A 19,951-nucleotide genomic window follows, 5' to 3' on the forward strand; every position below is an offset into this window, starting at 1 on the left:
CCCGGCCTGCAAATCGTCCCGGGCGTGCTGCTTTCCTATGCCTTGCAGGCCTGGGTGGTCCACTTCACCCTGGGACTGTACCTGGCCAAGCAGACCAAGCAGTTGATGTGGATCAACGGCGCCGGGGCGGTGGTGACCCTGGTCGGCAACTGGTTCCTAATCCCCATCCTGGGCCTTTGGGGAGCCACCCTCTCGGCGGTGGCCTGCTATCTCGTGATCGCCGTGATGATTACCTTGAGAAGCCAGGCCCTCTTCCCGATCGCCATCCGCTGGCAGCGCATGTTGCCGTTGCTGGCCTGGTTGGCCGCCGGGTGGATCTTCGGGACCGTGGTGCAGGCCTCTCCGGGCTCCATCGGTTGGGGCCCGCGCCTGGGAACGCTCCTGGTCTTCTGGTCTTTGCCCTTCGCCTTAGGGCTGTTGCGTCCGGCGGAGTTCCGGGCCTTGCTGCCGGCCTTCCGGGGACGGCGCGCCGCGCCCGCGGCCCTGGGAAGCGATGGAGGTTCTCCGGGGCCCCGCCCATGACGGCCGCATCAACTCCGGCTTCATGGGGCTGAAGCAGCAAATCGGTGCCGGACCCGCCCCGGCGCATGTATAATTTCCGGCACATCCGGATGATCGGCATCCCTCGCGGGGGCGGCCGGCTTCCTTGAACAGTGGAGACATGCGCATGAAAATGTTCTTCAAGATCCTGGGCGGCCTCGTCTTGTTGTTGGTGGTCGGCGTGGGCGGATTCCTCGCATTCATCGCCATCGACGGCATCCCCCATTATAAAACCGAGCCGCCCGACTTGAAGGTGGAGGTGACGCCCGAGCGCGTGGCCCGCGGCAAGCTCATCTCCCACATCCTCTGCAGCGAATGCCATCTGGACACCAAGACCGGCCACCTGACCGGCCACCGACTTCCCGATCTACCGCCCCAGTTCGGCGTCGCCTATTCCAAGAACCTCACCCATGACAAGAACGTGGGCATCGGCGGCTGGACGGACGGGGAGATCGCTTTCTTACTGCGCACCGGCATCCGTCGGGACGGGAAATATACGCCGCCGTGGATGCCCAAGCTCAACCGCATCGCCGACGAGGACATCTACTCCATCATCGCCTTCCTGCGCTCGGACGATTCGCTGGTGCAGTCCGATCCTTCCCCGGACAAGGAGTCCGAACCCTCCTTCCTGGTCAAGTTCCTCACCCACGTCGCTTTCAAACCGTTCCGTTATCCGGATCACAAGATCGTCCCGCCCGACTCCAACGATAAGGTGGCTTTCGGCAAGTACCTGGCCCTGGACGCCTTCGATTGCTTCGCCTGCCACTCCGGCGATTTCAAGAAGCTGAACGATCGCGAGCCCGAGAAGTCCTTCCAATTCTTCGGGGGCGGGAATGAAATGCCGGATTTGGGCGGCAGGGTCATCGTCACCGCCAACCTCACGCCGGACGGCGAGAACGGGATCGGGGATTGGACCGAAGCGGAGTTCGTCAAAGCCGTGCGCGAAGGCATCCGGCCGGACGGCAGGATGCTGCGCTATCCGATGACCAAGGTGAGCGAATTGACCGAGAAAGAGGTGGGCGCGATTTACGCCTATCTGCGGACCGTGCCCCCCTTGAACCATCATATCGTGCGCAATTTCGACGATTACGGCGGCGCGCCGCTGACCGAGGGCAAGGCGATCTACAACAAGTACGGTTGTATAGCTTGTCACGGCGAGACGGGAGTGGGCGTGGGCGATCTCACCTTGGCCAAGCGAGACTTCCCGGCCGATTCATCTTTGCGGAGCTGGATCCGGAATCCGCCGTCCTTCAAGCCTTTGACGAAGATGCCGTCCTTTCAGGGCCTGATCAAGGATGAAGAATTCGCCCCGCTCATCGCTTACGTACGCGAACTCGGAAATCGCTAAGAAGCGCGACGTATTCGACGGAATAAAAACGTCTTGCGGAAAGGGGGTGGAAAAAACTTATTTCCTTCCCCATGAATCCAGAGCGAGACCTGCCGTCCCCCGATGCGCATTCCTCCGAAAGCCTGGAGGAGTTGCGCGCCAAGAGCCACATGCTCGATCTTCTGCTCGAGAACCTGCCCGTCATCGCATGCCGCATGGACCTCCATGGGCGCGTGGTGGAAGCCCGCGGGGCCGAGGCGCGCGAACGGCCGCGGGGGCAAACCTGCGATTGGCCGGACGGGAGCCTGTTCCTGGAGCGGGTCCGGCGCGGCGAAACGGTGCATATCGAATTCGAATCGGGAGCGGAAACGGGCAAACGCATCCGGGAGATATGGCTGACTCCCAATCCCGCCGACGGCGGCATCATCGCCCTGGGTGTGGACGTAACCGATCGCAAGCGCGCCGAGGAGGAGTTGTCGAAAAGCGAGGCCCTCAGCCGCCGCATCATCGAGAGCAGCCGCGACAGCATCATGGTGCTGGACGCGCAAGGGTTGCTGCAATCCATCAGCAATAGCGGCCGCCGCCTGCTGGAAATCGAAGAGCCGGAGTCGTATGTGGGGCGCTCTTGGCTGGAGTTCTGGCGCGGGGAAGATCGCGAAGCGGCGGAAGAGGCTTTCCGCGCGGCCGCGCATTCCGGGCACGGGAAGTTCCAGGGATATTGCCCCACCTTTTCGGGCCGGCCCAAATGGTGGGACGTGGTGCTTACCCCTATCCTGAACACAGCCTGGGAGCCCGAGCGCTTCGTCGCCATTTGCCGGGACATCACCGAGCAAAAACGTTTCGAGGAATCGTTACGGAGATCGAAAGATCAGATCGAGGCCGTTTTGCGCACCGTCACCGACGCGCTGGTGGTGGCCGACGCCTCGGGACGGGTGGTCTATGCCACCGACGCGGCCGCGCGGATCTTCGGCTTCGCTACCGCCGAGGACCTTCTGCATGCCGCCCTGGATGAATTGTCCCAATCCTTGCACGCGCAGGACGAATCCGGGCATGAGTCGCCGTGGCCGCGGCCCCTGCCGGGCCACCATGGCCAAGGCCATGTCCTATGCCTGCGTCCCAAGGGGGCTCGGCGTTCCAGCGCGCTCGGGACCCATGAGCAGGAGCGTTGGGTGGTGGCCAATACCGCCAAACTGACGGACGGCGAAGGCCGCATGCACCTGATGATCGCGTCGGCATACGATTTTACCGAGCGCAAGCGCGCCGAGATGGCCCTCAAGCAAAGCGAATTGCACCTGCGGCAGTCGCAGAAGATGGAAGCGGTGGGCCGGCTCGCGGGCGGCGTGGCCCACGACTTCAACAACCTGCTCACCGCCATCAACGGCTATTCCGAGTTATTGTCGAAGTCGTTGGACGAAACGGATCCCATGCAGGAAACGGTGTTCGAGATCCGGCGCGCCGGCGAGCGGGCCGCCTCGTTGACGCGGCAACTGCTCACCTTCAGCCGGCGGCAATTGCCCGCCAATCGCATGCTCGATCTGAACGAGGTGGTGGCGGAAATCCGCCAAATGCTGGGACGGCTCATCGGCGAAGACATCCTATTGCGCACGGGGCTGGAAGCCGTCGGGCGCATCCATGCGGACCCCGGGCAGATGGAGCAGTTGCTCCTGAACCTGGCCCTGAACGCCCGCGACGCCATGCCCACGGGCGGCATCATGACCATCTGCACCGCCACCGTTTTCCTGGAACAAGAGTCGGAGGGCGCGCTCTTTCCGGTCGTCCCCGGGCGCTACCTCAAGCTTTCCGTTTCGGACACCGGCATCGGGATGGACGAGGAGGTCAAGGCGCACCTGTTCGAGCCCTTCTTCACGACCAAGCCGGCGGGCCAAGGCACGGGCCTGGGGCTATCCACCGTTTACGGGATCGTGAAGGCCGCGGGGGGCAACCTTTCGGTGACCAGCAATCCCGGCCAGGGGTCTTCCTTCTCCATCTACCTGCCGGTGGCGGATCAGCCGCGCGCCCTCGCCGAGGAGGATGGCGTGGAGACGGCCGGCGGCCATTTCCATTCCGAGCCGGGACGGGAGACCATTTTGCTGGTGGAGGACGAAGACATGGTCCGGCGGCTGGTCGGCCAGGTGCTTACGTCGCAAGGCTACCACGTGGTCCAGGCGGCCTCCGGATCGGAGGCCTTGGATGCGGCCGCGCGCCATCAAGGCCGCATCGATTTGCTCCTCACCGACGTGGTGATGGGGGGCATGAGCGGGCGCGAGCTGGCGGAAAAGCTGATGGCCTTGCTGCCCGATCTCAAGGTGGTTTACATGTCCGGCTACACCGACGATGCCATCCTGCGCCACGGCGTGTCCCACAAGGGCGAGGCCTTCCTGGGCAAGCCCTTCAGCCCCGGCGCGCTGGTGCGTAAGTTGCGCGACGTATTGCGTCCCGCCGCCGGCCCGGCCTTGAGCGCGGCCGCCGTCTAGGCGCCGTTGCTATATTCCGCGTCGCATGGGGAAGACCGGGGAATCGTCCGGGACCGCGCCTGCCGTCGCCGTCGCGGCGGCCTGGGCCTGGCTCTCCTTGCCGTCCGAGTCCCTCCTCAAGCAATGCCTCCAGGCGAGATTCCAGGGCTCGGGCCCCGGCGGGCAAAAGCGGAACCGCGTCTATAGCGGCGTGCGCCTGACCCACCCGGCTTCGGGCCTATCGGCGGAAAGCGTGGATTCGCGCGCTTCGGCCCGCAACCTCGGCGAGGCCTTGTCCCGCCTGCGCCTGGCCATCGCCCTGGCCGCCGCGCCGGCCGACCCGGCGGAGGCGGGAAACGATCCGGAAAAGGATCCGGGTAACGCCGCGGTTACGAAAGCCCCCGGCCACCCGGCCGATCCGGCCCCGGCGACGCCCTTCCGGGCCGGAGCCAATCCGTCCCATCCCGACTACGCGCGCGGCGCCCTGCGCGCCCTATCCTTGCTGCGATTCCATGCGGGCCAACTGGCGCCGGCCGCCGCCGCCTTGGGCTGCACGCCGTCGGCCTTGACCCGTTACCTCAAGGAGGAAAAAGCGGTATGGGCGCGGGCGCGGGAAATCCGGATCGGAAAGGGCCTGCATCCTTTGAAATAGCGGGAGGGCCCTATCGCGCGGCGGTCTCGGCGTAGAAGGCGTCCCATTGCGCGAGCACGTGTTCCCAGGAGAATTCCCGTTCCACCAATTCCCGCCCCTGCCGACCCAGCTTTTCCGCGCGTTCCGGATCCTTCAGGAGTTCCAGGATCACGCGCGCCAAGGCTTCCGGATCCTTCTGGGGGCAAAGCAGCCCGGTTTGGCCATGCCGGATGATGTCGGGAATGCCGCCCACGTCGGAGGCGGCCACGGGGCGCGCATAGGTCAGGGCTTCCAGCAGCACCACTCCCAGCCCTTCCGTCTCTCCCTGCGAATCGACGATGGCGGGCAGGCAGAATACGTCGCAGTCGCGGTACCAACGGATCAATTCGTCTTCTGGAACCTTGCCGGCGAAAACGACCCGCTCCCCCAGGCGTAACTCCTCGGTTACCCTCCGCAGGTCCGCTTCCACCTTGGGATCCCCTTTGCCCACGATGGCGATCTTGGCGTCCACTTCGGCGGCGATGAGGGGAAGGGCGCGCAGCAGATAGACGATGCCTTTGCGTTCCACCACGCGGCCCACGGTGAGGATGAGCTTTACGGGGTGCCGCGGCGCAGGCAGGGGATCTCCCTTGAGCGGCGATCCGAAAGCGATCACGCGCTGAGGGAAGGGCAGGGGCATGAGCTTTTCGACCAGGCCCGCGGTGAAACTCGAATTGGAAACCACGCCTTGGGCCCGCCGGAGGCAAAAGCGGATCAGCGGGGCGATGGGCTTGAACTTGGCGGCCAGCAGCAGGCATGCCCCGTGGAAGTGAAGCACCAGGGCGGGACGATTGCGCGCGGCCCGGCAGGCGGCCCAGCCCATCAGGCCGTGCGGAAAGGGCCAATGGCAATGGATGAAATCGTACTCGCGTTTGCGCGCCAGGCGCATGGCCGCCAGGGCGCCGAAGAAGAGGTAAGGGAAGAAGAGCAGCTTGAAAAGCACGCTGCCGCGGATCTTGTTGGGGGCGCCCTGATCATGGGTCAAGGTCTCGCGGGAGGCGAAGAAGTAGCGGAAGCGGAAGACCGTGACCCCGCCGACGACATGGCTGCGCAGGCCCTTGTAAGAAGGGGCCAAGACCTCCACCTCGTAGCCTGCCGCCTGCAAGTGGCGGATGGTGTCGATCATCCAGGGATTCTGGTTATCGCGCTCGTCCCGGCTGTAAGTGGAAGAGATATACAGGACGCGGGGCTTTTTCACCGAGCCCCCCCTGCTCTAGGGGTCAAAGAGAGCAAAAACATGCAGAAAAGCTACTAATAGCGGGAAACAGGGTATGCGGGCCGGGGGAATTCAGATAAATTGTAGTGACCCGGGATGACTGCCATCCGGGCAAAGGGGTTTGCATGCGCTTTCGCGATTTCGGTCTCTCAATGGCGGCGTTGGTTATCGCACCGGCCATCGTCATGGCGGCGCTTTGCGATGACACTTACAACCTGCAATCGGTGGCGCAGACCTCCCTCGAAGGGACCGATGCCGGCGCGCTCGCGCGCACAGGGACGAAGAGCGTTTCGGCGAGCCTCTCGGACTTGAAGGTGTTGGACAACCTGATGGAGTACGGTATCATTACCCGCTTCGAAGGGTCCTGCGCCAAAGCGGCAAAGCCGGTTACGATGAAGGTGAAGCCGCGTAACGCTAGCGTCTTCGCCGATACCGTGGACATTGGATATTCTATCCAGATGTTCGATAGCAACAGCATAATTGGATCCAAGAAGTTCGACTATTGGTTCGGCTTCTTCAAACCGGCGGATACGCTGCGCATCTATCTCGGCCGCACCAACGCGGCAGGGAGCGCATTCGTGAATTGGTATGCCGGGGTTTTCTATACCGATTCCACCAGGGACACGAGCGGCCTTTGGACCGTCCGCAGCCACTTTTACGACTTGAGCGGGCCGGACGATTCGATCACCTTGGAACGGCAGTTTTTGGATCAAACCATCCGCAAGCAGCCGGCGAATGGGCCCACCTACAAAGCGCATTATAGCGTGCAATTCCTGAAAGTCAGTTATGAGAACAAGCCGGCCCCCAACCGCATCGCCGCGCCCATGCGCAGCCTCTTGCCCAGCGGATTCTTAGCCAGCCAAACGGGCAATCTCGTGCTGATCCAGCCCGGGGATAAATCAATCAATGGCCAGGCCCTGTCCTTGTATGGAATGCTTGGGAACCGGATTACCACCCTCTATCCCACCGGATTCCTGTACCAGTGGAACGGGAAGACCGCTGTCGGCGCCGATGCCCCTACCGGGGTCTATTTCGTCCAAGCGGGGAGCCGGGTCTTGGGCAAGTTCTTCTATTCCCGCTAGCGATCCGCCGCGGCGCGTGCACGGCAACCCGTAACTCGGCCGTTACCCTCTCTATCAGGGCGGATCTACGGCCCTTGGGAGCATATTCGTCACTTCGGGCCCAAAGCGTTTTTCTCCCGAATTCCGAAGCGGACGAACTCCCCCTTGTCTCGCTACCCTTAGTCGCCCGAAACGCGGATCATGTTGCAAGACTGGCGTACGCAAATGGCTGGTTCCCTTCCGGGCTAATATTTAACTTCCCCGATGTTGTCCGGCCCCGGCCGGAAGGGGGCCTCCATGACCGTCGAATGCCTTATCGGGGATTTCCGCATCCTGCGTCCTAAGCATCTCGGAGGGCATGCGGAAGCGGTCCGCTGGCTGGCCTCCGCGCATGCGCGCGCCGAAGCGTCGCGAACGACGGGCGAATTCGATGAGAGCGGATTCCGGACCCGCATGGAGCGCTTGGTCTCCCGTTACGGATGCAATCCCGAAAGCCTGGCCAACCGCGGCTTCGATATGGACGACTTCATCAGCTCGGATTGGCCCGGCATGCGCGTGTTCAACGTGGAGCGCGATCCCAATGGCGCGGGCATGGAGGTGCGGATGGAGGCCTACCAGGAGGTGGCGCAACGCGCCTTCGCCGCATTCTATCCCGAACCGGACGCCCGGCCCTCGGTACGCGCCCAGACCGCGGACGGGACACCGGCGGCCTGGGGCCCGCAAGAGCCGCCCGCGGAACTGATCCATGTCTCATGCACCGGATACGTCGCTCCCAGCGCACCACAATTACTGGTCGCAAGGCGGGGGTGGCGCGGCCGCACCGGCGTCATCCATGCCTACCATATGGGGTGCTATGCCTCTATGCCCGCGCTGCGCATGGCTTCCGCCTTCCTGGCTTCGCCGCGCGCGCGCGCGGACGGCGAAGGCAATGGGCCCGGATGGGCGCGACGCGATTCGGGACGCGGCGAAGCCGGGGCCTCGGCCTTGCGCGAAGGCGGCCGGGTCGATATCGTCCACACCGAATTCTGCTCCTTGCATCTGAATCCCAGCGAGCATATGCCCGAGCAATTGGTGGCCCAGAGCCTGTTCGCCGACGGGCATATCCGCTATAGCGTGCGTCCGGCGGATGGGGAAGCGGGTTTCCGGTTCCTGGGCGTGCATGAAGAGATCGTGCCGGATACGGAGGCTTCCATCGGCTGGCGCTTGGGCGATCACGGCATGCGCATCGGCCTGTCCCGGGACGTGCCCGATCTGATCGCCGGGGCCCTGGGGGATTTCCTCGATAGCCTGTTCGCCCGGTCCGGGACGGACCCGCGCGAGGCCATGGAGCGCGGCCTTTTCGCCGTGCATCCCGGCGGCCCGCGCATCATCGACAAGGTCGCAAGCCTGCTGGGGCTGCGCCCGGAGCAAGTAGGCCATAGCCGCGCGGTGCTGAAGGCCTGCGGCAACATGTCCTCCGCGACCTTGCCCCACGTCTGGGCCGGCATGCTGGCCGATGCCCAGGTGCCATCGGGCACGCTGGTAACCAGCCTCGCCTTCGGTCCCGGCTTGACCCTCTACGGCACCATGCTGCGCAAGGCCTGAGCGATGTGGCTCCTGGCCGCCCTTCCCTTCCTGCTCCAGGGAGGGCTCATGATCGTCGATGAGGGCTTCCATTTGCGCCGCGGCCTTCCCGCTTGGGAACGCTGGGGACATCCCCTGGATACCTTGGTGGTGGTGGCCTGTTTCGCGTTGGCTTTGCGCGCGCCGGCCGCGCCCGCCGGCGTGGTCCTCTATGTCTTAGCCGCGGTGCTCGCTTGCCTCGTCGTGACCAAGGACGAATGGGTGCATGCGCGCCATTGCGGGGGCACGGAAGCCTGGCTGCATGCCTGCCTTTTCCTGTTGCATCCCGTGATCTTGGGCATCGCGGGGGCCTGGGCGTTCGGCGGCCTTGTGGGCGGCGCTTCCGCCTGGGGGCACGGTTCCGGGCATGAGGAATTCGGCGTCTTCCTGGCCGTCCAAACCGCCCTCACGGCCCTGTTCGGCGTTTGGCAGGCGACCTATTGGAATGGTCCTTGGGGCCGGATGCGGCCGGTCCTGGCCCGCGTGGGCGGCACCTTCGGAATGACCCGGACGCAGCCGGCAAAGCCGAGGACAGACGTCGCGGGGGAAAGCCCGGAACGGGCGTCGGCGCGTGGCGATCGCGCCATCATCGATAACGGGTTTTACGATGGCTTGGGGGACGGATGGCATGACGCTTGGGATCATCCCGTGGCCCTGCTGCGCGCCGAAGGGGCGCTCAAGAATCCTTGGGTGGCGGAACGGATTCGCTCCTTGTCGCCCACGCGGCCGGCCCGGGTCCTCGACCTCGGATGCGGGGCCGGCTTCTTGATATCCGCCTTGGCCGCCGAAGGCCATCGCGCGATAGGATTAGATGCGTCCTTGGGCAGCCTGAAAGCGGCGCGGAAGAATAGGGGTTCCTCGGGCGGCCCGGCGGCCGACCCAAGGGCCGTCCCCGCGGCCTACCTCTGCGGCGACGCCTATCGCCTGCCTTTTCCCGACGCCGCCTTCGACGCGGTTTGCGCCATGGATTTCCTGGAGCATGTGAGCGCGCCCGCGCAGGTGATCGCCGAGATGGCGCGGGTGCTGCGGCCGGGCGGGCTATTCTTCTTCCATACCTTCAACCGCAACCTGCTCACCTGGCTCATCGTCATCAAGGGAGTGGAGTTGTTCGTTCGCGGTACGCCCCGCGGCATGCATGTACTGCCTCTCTTCATCAAGCCCGCGGAGCTCGCGTCCATGTGCGCCCGCGCCGGACTGAACGTGCAGGCGATGCAAGGGATGGGCCCGGCCCTGGGGGCGCCTTTCTGGAGGCTCTTGGCGACCCGGCGCGTTCCGCGCGACTTCCGTTTCCGCTTTACGCGGTCGCTGGCGCTCGGCTATATAGGGAGCGCGATCAAGTCCGCGACTTAAGGATTAAAAGCTGATCCGCCACATCACGTCCAGGGAATGGATGATGCGGTCCTGGGACGAATCCTTGGTGATCGGTTGCAGCAGCCCGTAATCGGCCAAGACGCTGATGGACGGCGTGAAGAAATAATTGCAGCCCGCGGTGTAACGGAACTTGCCGTCATTGGGTTTGCCGGAACCGGTCTTCCAGCCGAAATCGGGATCCAGTCCTTCCATCTTCAACACCAGCTCGCTGGCGCTCCCGCCGCGGTAGTCCTCGTGCCATGCGCCCGTGGCGTAGAAGGCGAAGAATTCGGATGAGCCCGAGATGATGAGCGAATCCTTGCCCTGGTGGTTGTCCCCCGTTGAGACCTCCCCCAACAGGCGCAAATGCCCCAGCGTTAGATCGGCGCCGATTTCATAAGCGGTGTTGACCGCGTAGATGAAGTTCCTTTTGTCGGATTTATCCTCGGCGGCCTTGGTGGATACGGCCGCTTCCAGCTTTAGAGCCCGGATCGGCGAGACCGTAAGCCGCGCGGCCAGGTCCTTGGCGAAAAAGCCCGCGTCGGTCTTCACGTCCTGCTGGACTGCGTATCCGTTCTCGCTTTGCTTGCCGTTGAACACGCCGACTTCGTAGCCCACCTTTACGCCATCATCCGCGAAGCCGCCGTAGGCCAAGAGACCCAGATCGTAATAGGCATACCCCGTGGTGTTGGCGAGGAAATTATGGTACAGCTCCCCGCGCTCCACCGTATATAGCGAGCTGGAGGATTGCAGGGCCTCTTGGGAGAAGGGGCGTTTCAGCTTTCCGCCCTTGACTCCGACGATATCGTTCGCGCGCCACCACAGGTAGGCGTCGTCGGTGCCGAAGGCTTGGTTGGCCCCGTCCATCAGGAATTCGCCCCGGAAGCCGACATGCTCGGTCACCGCGCCTTCGAGGCCCAATTTGAAGCGGCGCAATTGCAGGGACAAGCGCTTGTCGGAATCCTGGTCGGATGCGAAGTCGTGGTAGAACGCCTTCAGTTGCACGGTGCCGAAAAGGGCCAGCCTTTCCAGGATCGGATTGCGAAGCTCGACCACGCCGGCCGAAGGGGCGGCGGATGACTCGGTCGCGACCGCGGCGACGGAAGGGGCTGCGGCCGCGCTGGCCGTGTCCGGCTTCGCCGTCGGGGCATTCACGGCAGCCGGCACAGGAGCGGCAGGCGTACCCGACGAATCGGCGGCGATGGAGGGCGCAGGGACCGGCGCGGATGCGGGCGCAGGGGCGGGATCGGCGGCGCGGGAAAGCCCCGCGCATATTAACAACGTGGATAGGATGAACCGCATGGGAAAACCTCCTCGCAGGATCATGTTCGGGAACGGCCGGGAAAGGTAGGTAATTCCCCCGACGCTTCGTCGCCCGACGCTTCGTCGCCCGACGCTTCGTCGCCCGATACGCCCGCCATCGCCTGGTCCGGGGACATCTCCTTCCACCGCCCGGGTTCCAGCCCGTCGAGGGTGAAGGGGCCGATGGCGTAGCGGATCAGCCGCAAGGTGGGATGGCCCACCGCCGCCGTCATCTTCCGCACTTGGCGGTTACGGCCTTCGGTCAGGGTGATCCGCAACCACGAGGCGGGTATGCTTTTGCGTTCGCGGATGGGGACGCTGCGCGGCGGCAACGCCTCGCCTTGGGGAAAGCGCTCGGCGCCCGCGGGGCGGGTGCGTACGCCCTCGATGACTACGCCCTTGCGTAGCGACGCGAGGGCGGCCTCGGAAGGGATGCCCTCCACTTGCGCCCAATACACCTTCGGTAGTTTGGCGCGCGGCGCCGCGATGCGTTCGATGAAAGGGCCGTCGTCGGTGAGCAAGAGCAAGCCTTCGCTGTCCCAATCCAGGCGGCCCGCGGGATACACTCCGGGCACCTCTATGAAGTCCTTGAGGCAGGCCTTGCCGCCCTCGGAAGTGAACTGGGAGAGGACGCCGTAGGGCTTGTGGAAGAGCAGGTAGCGCGCGGGGCGCCCTTCGCTTTCCCGCTTCGATATGCCGGAAGGCTTTTTCACAGGCGCCGGGCGAGCAGGCCGCGGATGGCTTCGGGAGACAGCTTCACCGGGTTCTGCCGGTTGCCCGTCTTCGCCACGATGCGATCGAGATCGCCCTCGCCGATCCCGTAGGCCGAGAGGCGGGGCAGACGCAAGGCTTCCGTGAGCGCATGCAAGCGTTCGACCAGGAAGTCGCAATTCCAGGCTTCGCCCTTGCCGGCATCACCGCCGAACAATACCCCGACCTTGGCGTACTTGGATAAGCCCGCTCCCGGGTTCCCGCCTTGCCTGCGCAAGGCTGCGATGTTGGCCGCCGTGGTTTCCGCCACCAAGGTCCCGCAGACGACCCCGTGCGGGATCTCGAAAAATCCCCCGATGGGCGAAGCCAGACCATGCACCAGGCCGAGCCCGGCATTGGCCAGGGCCGCTCCGGAAAGCATCGAGGCGTAGGCCATGCCCGCCCGGACTTCCAGATCGCCGCCGCGGCCGGTGGCCGCCGCCACCATGTTCTCGCGCGCCTTTTCCAGGCCGCTCCAAGCCAAGGCGTCGCTGAGCGGCGATGCCAAGGGCGATAGGTAGGGTTCCAGCAATTGGGTGAAGGCGTCCATGCCGCAAGCGGCGGTGACATGCGGAGGGCAACTGAGCATCAATTCGGGATCCACGATCACCGCATCGGGGATCAGGTTGTCGTGGCGGAGGGATTTCTTGTAGCCTTCCGGCCCCACCATGCTGAGGACGGCGTTCTTGGTCATCTCCCCGCCGGTTCCCGATGTCGTGGGCACCGCCACGTAGGGCACCTTCACTCCGCTATGCGGAAGGTTCGCCCCCACGTCCTCCAAGTGATCGAGCACGGAATTACGGTGGGGCAGCATGGCCGAAAGCGCCTTGGCCCCGTCGATGACGCTCCCTCCGCCGATGCCGATCACCACGTCGATGGGCGCGCCGGCCGATCGCAGTTCGGCGCAGGTCCGATCAATGAATGCGGTCGAGGGTTCGGCGGCGATGATGACGCGCCTGACTCCGAGGCCGGCCGCTTTGAGGCCGTCCAATACCTGTTCCAAGCGGCCGCCGGATTCCAACGAGGCTTTGCCGGTGACGAGCAGGGCTTCGCTTCCGAAGGCGCGGGCCAGGCCCGGCAGGACGGAAAGCTTGCCCGGTCCGAAATGGACCGGAGGCATGCGGGCGAAGGTGAAGTTTACCATTCGAGAAGATCGAGCGGGTCGACCACCAGATGGGCGCGGCCCTCACGGGGCTTGGCCATCCAGTTTTCCGCCTGCGCTCGCCAAGCCAGGTAATGCGGGGTTCGGCGATGGTCTTCCAGGGCCTCCTGCGAAACGAATACCTCGTAGAAGAGGAAGCGGGATGGGTCGTCCGCGGCCCTAAGGATGTCGAAGCGGAGGTTGCCGGGTTCCGTACGGGAACCAGCCCGATTGGCGCGGGTCGCCGCGAGGAATTCCTGCAGATGTTCCGGCTTGACGTATACGGTTACGACGTTGGCGATCATGGAGATAGGTTAATCGAAAACCGGCGAAAATCCAATGGAAAGGGGGAGTCCGGCGCCCAGGCACCACTCCGCATGGTGTTTCCGGCCGCCCGAGCCACAGCTAATTTAAGGACTCGGAAGGGGAAAGGCGCTTGGACGGACCTTTCGGCCCCCCAAAGGACGGCCAACAAATCCCTCGTTGGGCCGCATTACCCGCGTTAGGCCCGCTCTGACCCGAGTACCTTTCCGAATCTCGTAAGCAAGGTTTTCACCGTGGGCTCGCCCGCCTTTTCCAGCATGTTCTGGATGTGCCGGCGCACCGTGAAGAAGGAAATGCCCAGCTTATCGGCGATGGCCTCGCGTTTCATGCTGGCGTTCAACAGGCGCAAAATCTCCTTTTCCCGATCTGAGAACCGATCCAGCTCCGCCGACTTCTTCCAAAGCTCGGCGGCGGCGGCGACTTGCTTAACGTAGAGCTCGCCCACCTCGGAAGGGATGATGAGATGTCCCTGAGCCACCTGCAGGAGAGTGTCGCAGAGGATCTCCAGATGGGTCTTGAGGACGTAACCGCGCGCGCCTGATTGGTACGCCTCCAGCACATCCCCTTGGTTGACCGTCATGATCACGGGCTTTACCACCGGATAATGCATGCGCAGCCAGACCAGCAATTCCAAACCCGCCCGCGGGGTATCCAGGTGGATGTCGATAAGGGCCAGCTCGGGCAAATGGGCCGCCGTCTTTTCGCGGAAACCCTGGCTGTCGTGGGCGATGCCGGCCAGTTTCAGGCGCGGTTCCGCCTGGAGGAAGTCCTCCACGGTTTGGGCCAAGTCGAGATTGTCCTCGACCATGACGAGGGAAATTGGATTACCGGTGCTCATAATGATTGGACCTTGCCGGATGATTTCATCGGCCTCGGCGTGCTACTCGGATGTCAGACGGCTCAACGTCCGGGAAAGGTAAAAAAATACTACTATCCAAGTCCCCCTCCGGGCCCCGAGCGAAGCCGGCCGGATGTCCGGAAAGGAGGGATCCGAAACATCATGCCCGCCTGGCTTGCACAGCTCGCCCTCGGTTCATCGCTAGCCTTGGGCGTCCATTTTTTGTTCGTCGGCGTTCGCGTCAAACCCTTGCGGGGCCAGGCCTGGCTGGGTCTGGTTCTGGCCGGCCTCGCCTTGGCCTTCCTGTTCACCGGGACCCGCTCCGTTACCCTTCCGGTTTGGCTCGGGCTGACCCTGGGAGGCGCAGCGGGCGTCATCTACCTCACCCATCGCTTCCTGGCCTTGTACATGGCCGACCGCAAAGCCATGCAGGCGCTTTCCCGGGCCTATGCCGATCTGCAGGCATCCGCCCATATGCGGGAGCTGGGGATGTCGGCCGCTTCCATCAGCCATGAGATCCGCAACTATGCCGCGTCCCTGAAAGGCAATGCCGTCCTTTTGAATCGCGAATTGGATCGCGAAACGGATCGCGAATCGGACCCGGCGGGCCAGAAGGGGGAATTGGAACGGATCCGGACGGCGGCGGATCGGATGGAAGCGATCTCCCGCGACATTTCCGTTTTCGCCGGCGCGGCGCGCTCTCCGCGCCTGGAACCCTTGGATTTGGAGCGGGTGATCGGCGATTGCCTGGAGAACCGTTTTCCCGGGAAGCGCGCGAGCGTCCGATGCCGCGGAGGCGCCAGGATGCAAGGCGATGCCGCGCGCCTGGAACAGGCTTTCATGAATTTGTTCCGCAATGCTTGGGAAGCGGGCGCCTCGGGAGTGGAGGTCCGTCTCACTGCCTGGCACGGTAAGCTGGTGGTGGCCGTCGAAGACGATGGCCGCGGATGTTCTCCCGGGGATTTGGAGCGCATCGCCATGCCGTTCTTTTCGCGTAAAGGCGACCGGGGCACGGGCCTCGGATGCTCCATCGCGGAATCCATCCTGCGCGCCCATGGCGCCACGCTCCGCGCCTACAGCAAGAACGTCCTGGGCAAGGGACGCAGCGGCTTGCTGCTGAACCTGGTGTTCCCCTCGGACCGGGCCCGAACCGGGGATCCCGGCGGGGAACTGACGGTGGCGGCGGGCCTTGGCCCGGCGCGGGAGAACCTCGTGCGTCCCATGCTGCATCTGGGCTTACGGCCGCGTTTCCTGGATCTCGGCACGGGTCCGCTCCATCCCTCGCGATCCGGCGGCGGTCCGCTTTTCCTGGATAGCGAAGCCGCGGATCGATTGGTCGGCCCGTCCGGGAACCTGGCCATAGTCGTAGGGTCGAACCGGGAAGCCGTACGGCGGCCGGGCGGGGGCGCCTTCCTGTTCTCGGAAGAGGAATTGATCGGCGTCTTGCGAACGGCCGAACGGCCATGATACTGGACCTGGAACACTTGGTCTGGTCGGGCTTGGCGGCCCTCGCCGTGCTTTTCGTTTCCATCGCCGTGAGACTAAGAGAGGATCGCGAATTCGCCTTGTTGGGAAGCGGGCTGGCGCTGCTGTGCCTGGTGGTCGCCACCGACGTGTGGATCTTCTGCGATCCGGCGCCCAAGGCGGCCTTGGGATCCGCTTGGCTAGCGGCATTGCAGAATGCCCAGCAAATCGCCGCCTGCGCTTACGTGTGGGTGGCGCTGCGTTTTACCAACTCCCTTACCGGCCGCCCGGGCCTACCGGCTTTGCGCGCGCATGCGGCGATCCTGACGGCGCTGTGCCTGGGATTCTACGTCGATATACTGAGCCCGGCGGACCTCTTCGTGGCCGAGTCCCCCGCGGGATTCTTCACGGTGACGTGGGCCTTCGATTTCATCTATTCGCCCTACCTGATCTCGTTGTTCGCCTGGAACGTCGTCCTTACCCTACGCGGGTGGCGCGCTGCCAACGGCGAGGCGCGCCGCACCTTGGGGGCCCTCGCCATCGCCTATACCTTGCTGCTCTTAGGGGGTTGCCTCGATTTCATGGGCGCTTGGCGGCCGTACCTCCGCGTTCTCCCCAGCTCGACCATGCTGGCCGCCCTTTCCATGGGCGGCATCGGAACCTACCTCTTCACCGCCCGGCTCATCCGCCTCTACCAGAACCAGCGCGAGGCCATCCTGAAGATAGCCGCCATCCATGGCGACCTCGAGACCCATCGATCGCTGGGGGACTTGGGGCAATCGGCCGCCCACATCAGCGAGTCCATCCGGGACTTCGTGTCCGAAATGAAAACCGATGCCGAATCGCTGCGCCGCGATCCGGCGACGGCGGCCCGGGCCGAACCCGCGCGTATCGAGAACGCCAGGAGCCGGCTGGAGTCCTTCACCGGCGCCATCTTGGAATTTTCCCGCAGCGCGCGGATAGGGGAGCGTAGGCTCCTCTCGCCTTCCGCTTGGGTGGCCGAGTGCCTGGCCGCCATGCCGCCGGAAGAGCGAGACCTGGTCCGCGTGCTCGGCACGGTTTCCCGTCCCATCTCCGGGGATCCCGCCATGCTCCGTAAGGCCATGCGGGAGTTGATCCGCAATGCCTTGCAAGCGGGCGCCAGCCACGTCGAAGTCCGTCTCGCCGAGGGACTGGGCCGCTTATCGGTGGCCGTCCAGGACGATGGCTCCGGTTTCCCCTTCGATCAACTCGGCCGCATCGCGAGCCCCTTCTTCACCACGCGCAAGGCGGAAGGCGCCTGCGGATTGGGCGCATCCATCGCCCAGGGGATTTTCCGATCCCACGGCGGAAGCCTCTCGTATTATCCGGCCCTCACGCCATCATTCCCGGGCCTGCTTGCCAATGCGACCCTCCCCCAACACTTCGGCTCCCAGGCCGGATGGCGCGGGGCATCCGGCTGGATCCTGATCTGCGACGTCGCCGCGCGCATCGACAGGTTCCTGGAGACCTGCGCCAACGTCGGGATCACGCCCACGGTGCGCGGGTCCGCCGAACCGGATACGGGGTCCGGGACCTCGTTTGCCATCGTGGACGCGGCCGCCGGAACGGTCGCTAGCCTGCCTTCGCGTTGGAAGCGGTTCCGGCTCGCGGGCGATATCGTGGACGGCGATCCCTATGGCGGAGGGAATTGGCTTCGCGAAGAAACCTTGATCGCCTGGGCGGCATCCGCGCCCCTGGCCGGCTAATCAGGAATTATTTTTCGGGGCGAATTATTTTTCGGCGCTCCGGCGGGCGAAGGCGGAGGCGGCGACCCATGCCAGATTCGTCGCGAGATGCATCGCCATGACCGGATAGAGGGATCGGGATATGCGGAAAGCCAAAGCCAATAGGATCCCCGAGAGGACGCTGGTCCCGGCGAAAGCGAGGCCGGCGGCCCGGCCGGTCCCGCCGGTTCTTCCGCCAAGGTAAAGCCAATGATGAATCCCGAACAGAACCGATGCCGCGCAAGCGGCCGGCCAGAATCCCCATCCGCCGGCGAGCGAGGGGAGCAGGTACCCCCAGAAAAACAAATCCTCGCCCAGAGGAGCCCAGAGCACGGCGTAGGCCGCGAACAATCCGGATACGGCGCGAACGGAAAGGCCCAACCGTCGGGAGGCGGTAAGCAAGGCGGCCTCCAGCGCCGCCGCCGGCGAAACCCGGGGGTCGCCCGCATATCCCCGCCGGCGCAGCCAAGACTCGTAGGCCAGCCCCGCCAAGCCGAGCTCCCAGATAGGCAAGGCGAATGCGCAGAGCATCCAAGCCATCGGAGCGGCGGTGAGGGCGGCCAACGGATTTCCCTTAGGCCAGCTTCCCGCGTATAGCGGCAAGGCGATCGCGAGGACGGCATGGAACAGGAAGAAGGGCGCCCAACGGGATCGACGGGTTTCCCACCCCAACCCCAAGGTAAGCGCGAGGGCGATGAGAAGGGCGGCAGCGGGGGAGCGCAAGACCTCGCTCATTCGCCATCCCCTTCCGATCCGGCTGGGCGCGATCCCGGCGCTGCCGCCGCGGAGGCATTGGTCGAGCGCTTCGCGCGGCAAGGCACCTTCGGGAATTGGACCTCCCTGGTTCCCGGGCGCGACTCCCGCTTCGCCTTCCCCGATTTCCTGAGGATGTTCATTTCGGTGCCGCGCCTCCGCAAGGATCTCGCTTTGGGCCTCATCTACAATTGGACCGCGGGCCGGGCGCGGCGTCCTGAGGGCTACAGCCAACGGCTCATCCCGGACCGCGCCGCGTCGGGCGGCAAATATACGTTTTTCCACTCCTCCTTCTGCGACCTGGTGGTTTGGGAAGCGCTGTTGGCGCATGCCCGGGCGCAGGGGGACATCCCCGCGCGCTACCGGCAAGGGGCCCTCGCGGCGGTCGACTTCGCCTTGGAAAACGGCCGCGCCATCCCTTTCGAAGAATCCTCCCTGACGGTGTTCTCCTACTATCCCAGCCGCGGCCATCTGGTGCCTCCTGAGCATCCTGCCTATAAGCATTTCCTTTCCTGGGATGCCGGCGTTCCCGACAATGATTCGACATGCATCGTATTGGGATCGCTACTGCGCCTCCTGATCGATTTGGGGGAACCGATGGAACGGCTGATGCGGCCGGCAGGCGTCATGCGGCAGCACTTGCGCTTGCTAAAAGCCCATGTCCATCGGGAGGGCCGATACGGCGATGGATTCCTCAGCTATGCCAGCGGGGTGGCGCCGGGCGACCGCGGGATTCTCACCTGGATATTCGATCGCCATAACGAATTGGATCCCACCAGCAATATCAACGTGCTGAACTTCCTGTCGCTTTTGCTCGCGGCCGGATTCCGCGATCTCGGCGCGGAGATAGCCGAGCTTGCGGGAGGCATCCTCGGGTTCCTGCGCCATCATGCCAGGGCGGGAAACCTATTCCATCCCCGGCTGCAGCAATACTATCCGCCGGCGTCCAGCCTGCTCTTCTGGTACCGCTTCCTGCGAAACCTCGATTTGCTGGACGCGGAGTCGAGAAAACTATTCGATCCCGGCGATGCCATCGGGGAAATCGATGCGGCCATCCGAAGCCATTCCGTTTTCCTGTTTTCCGGATCGGGGAATGTCCCTAATCCATCCGATGCCGCGCTGGCCTCGCCCTACCTGCAGCGCGCGGGGATCGGAATCGGCGATTTCTCCGCTCCCTGGAATGCGCCACAAACAACCCTGGAACACTTCGGGACAAATTTTTACGAAGTCTTTCATCTACTCTATCCGGTGCAAGTCATTTGCGTAACCGAAGCTCTGCCCATCGCCGCTTACTTGCTTTTCGAAACCGAAAGAAAACGACAATCCGATAAGAAACGTGCGGCTCAAATTCAGTGTTAGTGCAACTTTCCCGATTCTTGAGATTATTAGGGTTGGATTAATTGTGGATAGGTTGT

General features: G+C 64.2%; 17 protein-coding genes. 10 read left to right on the forward strand and 7 right to left on the reverse strand.

Annotated features, from left to right (window positions below; all coding sequences use genetic code 11):
* From JF616_07090 to JF616_07105, 4 genes are all read left to right on the forward strand, one after another.
* The coding region (locus JF616_07090; GenBank protein MBW8887508.1) for a polysaccharide biosynthesis C-terminal domain-containing protein at nt 1-522 on the forward strand (522 nt) is incomplete at its 5' end.
* Between the two features lie 145 nt (nt 523-667).
* Nucleotides 668-1,888, forward strand: a complete 1,221-nt coding sequence (locus JF616_07095; GenBank protein MBW8887509.1) for a c-type cytochrome — start codon at nt 668-670, stop codon at nt 1,886-1,888.
* 71 nt (nt 1,889-1,959) lie between these two features.
* Entirely contained in the window at nt 1,960-4,341 is a 2,382-nt protein-coding gene (locus tag JF616_07100; protein ID MBW8887510.1) for a PAS domain-containing protein, read from the forward strand.
* 25 nt (nt 4,342-4,366) lie between these two features.
* Nucleotides 4,367-4,972 carry a peptide chain release factor-like protein gene (locus tag JF616_07105; protein MBW8887511.1) on the forward strand — a complete coding sequence of 202 codons (606 nt, stop codon included), beginning with the start codon at nt 4,367-4,369 and terminating at the stop codon, nt 4,970-4,972.
* A 10-nt stretch (nt 4,973-4,982) separates the two neighbouring features.
* On the opposite strand, the gene JF616_07110 is transcribed toward JF616_07105, so the two are convergent.
* A complete protein-coding gene (locus tag JF616_07110) occupies nt 4,983-6,188 on the reverse strand; it encodes a glycosyltransferase family 4 protein (GenBank protein ID MBW8887512.1) in 1,206 nt (401 codons plus the stop codon).
* A 143-nt stretch (nt 6,189-6,331) separates the two neighbouring features.
* On the opposite strand from JF616_07110, the gene JF616_07115 reads away from it, so the two are divergent.
* The 3 genes from JF616_07115 (at nt 6,332) to ubiG (ending at nt 10,219) form a co-directional block, all read left to right on the forward strand.
* Complete coding sequence (locus JF616_07115; protein MBW8887513.1) at nt 6,332-7,288, forward strand: hypothetical protein; 957 nt, start codon at nt 6,332-6,334, stop codon at nt 7,286-7,288.
* Between the two features lie 276 nt (nt 7,289-7,564).
* Nucleotides 7,565-8,851: a hypothetical protein gene (locus JF616_07120; GenBank protein MBW8887514.1), complete on the forward strand. Its 1,287-nt coding sequence runs from the start codon at nt 7,565-7,567 to the stop codon at nt 8,849-8,851.
* A gap of 48 nt (nt 8,852-8,899) precedes the next feature.
* The gene (gene ubiG / locus JF616_07125; protein MBW8887515.1) at nt 8,900-10,219 is read left to right on the forward strand and encodes a 3-demethylubiquinone-9 3-O-methyltransferase; all 1,320 of its coding nucleotides are present in this window, start codon (nt 8,900-8,902) and stop codon (nt 10,217-10,219) included.
* A gap of 3 nt (nt 10,220-10,222) precedes the next feature.
* Here ubiG and JF616_07130 read toward each other — a convergent pair whose 3' ends face one another.
* The 5 genes from JF616_07130 to JF616_07150 all read right to left on the reverse strand — a co-directional run bounded on the left by JF616_07130 (nt 10,223) and on the right by JF616_07150 (nt 14,574).
* Nucleotides 10,223-11,521 carry a hypothetical protein gene (locus JF616_07130; protein MBW8887516.1) on the reverse strand — a complete coding sequence of 433 codons (1,299 nt, stop codon included), beginning with the start codon at nt 11,519-11,521 and terminating at the stop codon, nt 10,223-10,225.
* Nucleotides 11,522-11,541: 20 nt separating this feature from the next.
* Entirely contained in the window at nt 11,542-12,234 is a 693-nt protein-coding gene (locus JF616_07135; GenBank protein MBW8887517.1) for a pseudouridine synthase, read from the reverse strand.
* Nucleotides 12,231-13,415, reverse strand: coding sequence for an iron-containing alcohol dehydrogenase (locus JF616_07140; protein MBW8887518.1), 1,185 nt, complete (start codon nt 13,413-13,415; stop codon nt 12,231-12,233). The genes JF616_07135 and JF616_07140 overlap by 4 nt, the downstream gene beginning before the upstream one ends.
* Nucleotides 13,409-13,717, reverse strand: a complete 309-nt coding sequence (locus JF616_07145; GenBank protein MBW8887519.1) for an antibiotic biosynthesis monooxygenase — start codon at nt 13,715-13,717, stop codon at nt 13,409-13,411. The genes JF616_07140 and JF616_07145 overlap by 7 nt, the downstream gene beginning before the upstream one ends.
* A gap of 197 nt (nt 13,718-13,914) precedes the next feature.
* The gene (locus JF616_07150) at nt 13,915-14,574 is read right to left on the reverse strand and encodes a response regulator transcription factor (protein ID MBW8887520.1); all 660 of its coding nucleotides are present in this window, start codon (nt 14,572-14,574) and stop codon (nt 13,915-13,917) included.
* Nucleotides 14,575-14,736: 162 nt separating this feature from the next.
* Between JF616_07150 and JF616_07155 the strand changes: the two genes are divergently transcribed.
* Together JF616_07155 and JF616_07160 are read left to right on the forward strand one after the other, a co-directional pair.
* Nucleotides 14,737-16,041 carry a HAMP domain-containing histidine kinase gene (locus tag JF616_07155; protein MBW8887521.1) on the forward strand — a complete coding sequence of 435 codons (1,305 nt, stop codon included), beginning with the start codon at nt 14,737-14,739 and terminating at the stop codon, nt 16,039-16,041.
* Complete coding sequence (locus JF616_07160; GenBank protein MBW8887522.1) at nt 16,038-17,765, forward strand: HAMP domain-containing histidine kinase; 1,728 nt, start codon at nt 16,038-16,040, stop codon at nt 17,763-17,765. Before JF616_07155 ends, JF616_07160 begins: the two co-directional genes overlap by 4 nt.
* A gap of 24 nt (nt 17,766-17,789) precedes the next feature.
* Here JF616_07160 and JF616_07165 read toward each other — a convergent pair whose 3' ends face one another.
* Nucleotides 17,790-18,518: a CPBP family intramembrane metalloprotease gene (locus JF616_07165; GenBank protein MBW8887523.1), complete on the reverse strand. Its 729-nt coding sequence runs from the start codon at nt 18,516-18,518 to the stop codon at nt 17,790-17,792.
* A gap of 57 nt (nt 18,519-18,575) precedes the next feature.
* Here JF616_07165 and JF616_07170 point away from each other — a divergent pair, with 57 nt between their 5' ends.
* Complete coding sequence (locus JF616_07170) at nt 18,576-19,895, forward strand: hypothetical protein (GenBank protein ID MBW8887524.1); 1,320 nt, start codon at nt 18,576-18,578, stop codon at nt 19,893-19,895.
* The last annotated feature ends 56 nt before the right edge of the window (nt 19,896-19,951 follow it).

It is taken from the genome of Fibrobacterota bacterium (assembly GCA_019509785.1).
Taxonomy (GTDB): Bacteria; Fibrobacterota; Fibrobacteria; order UBA11236; family UBA11236; genus Chersky-265.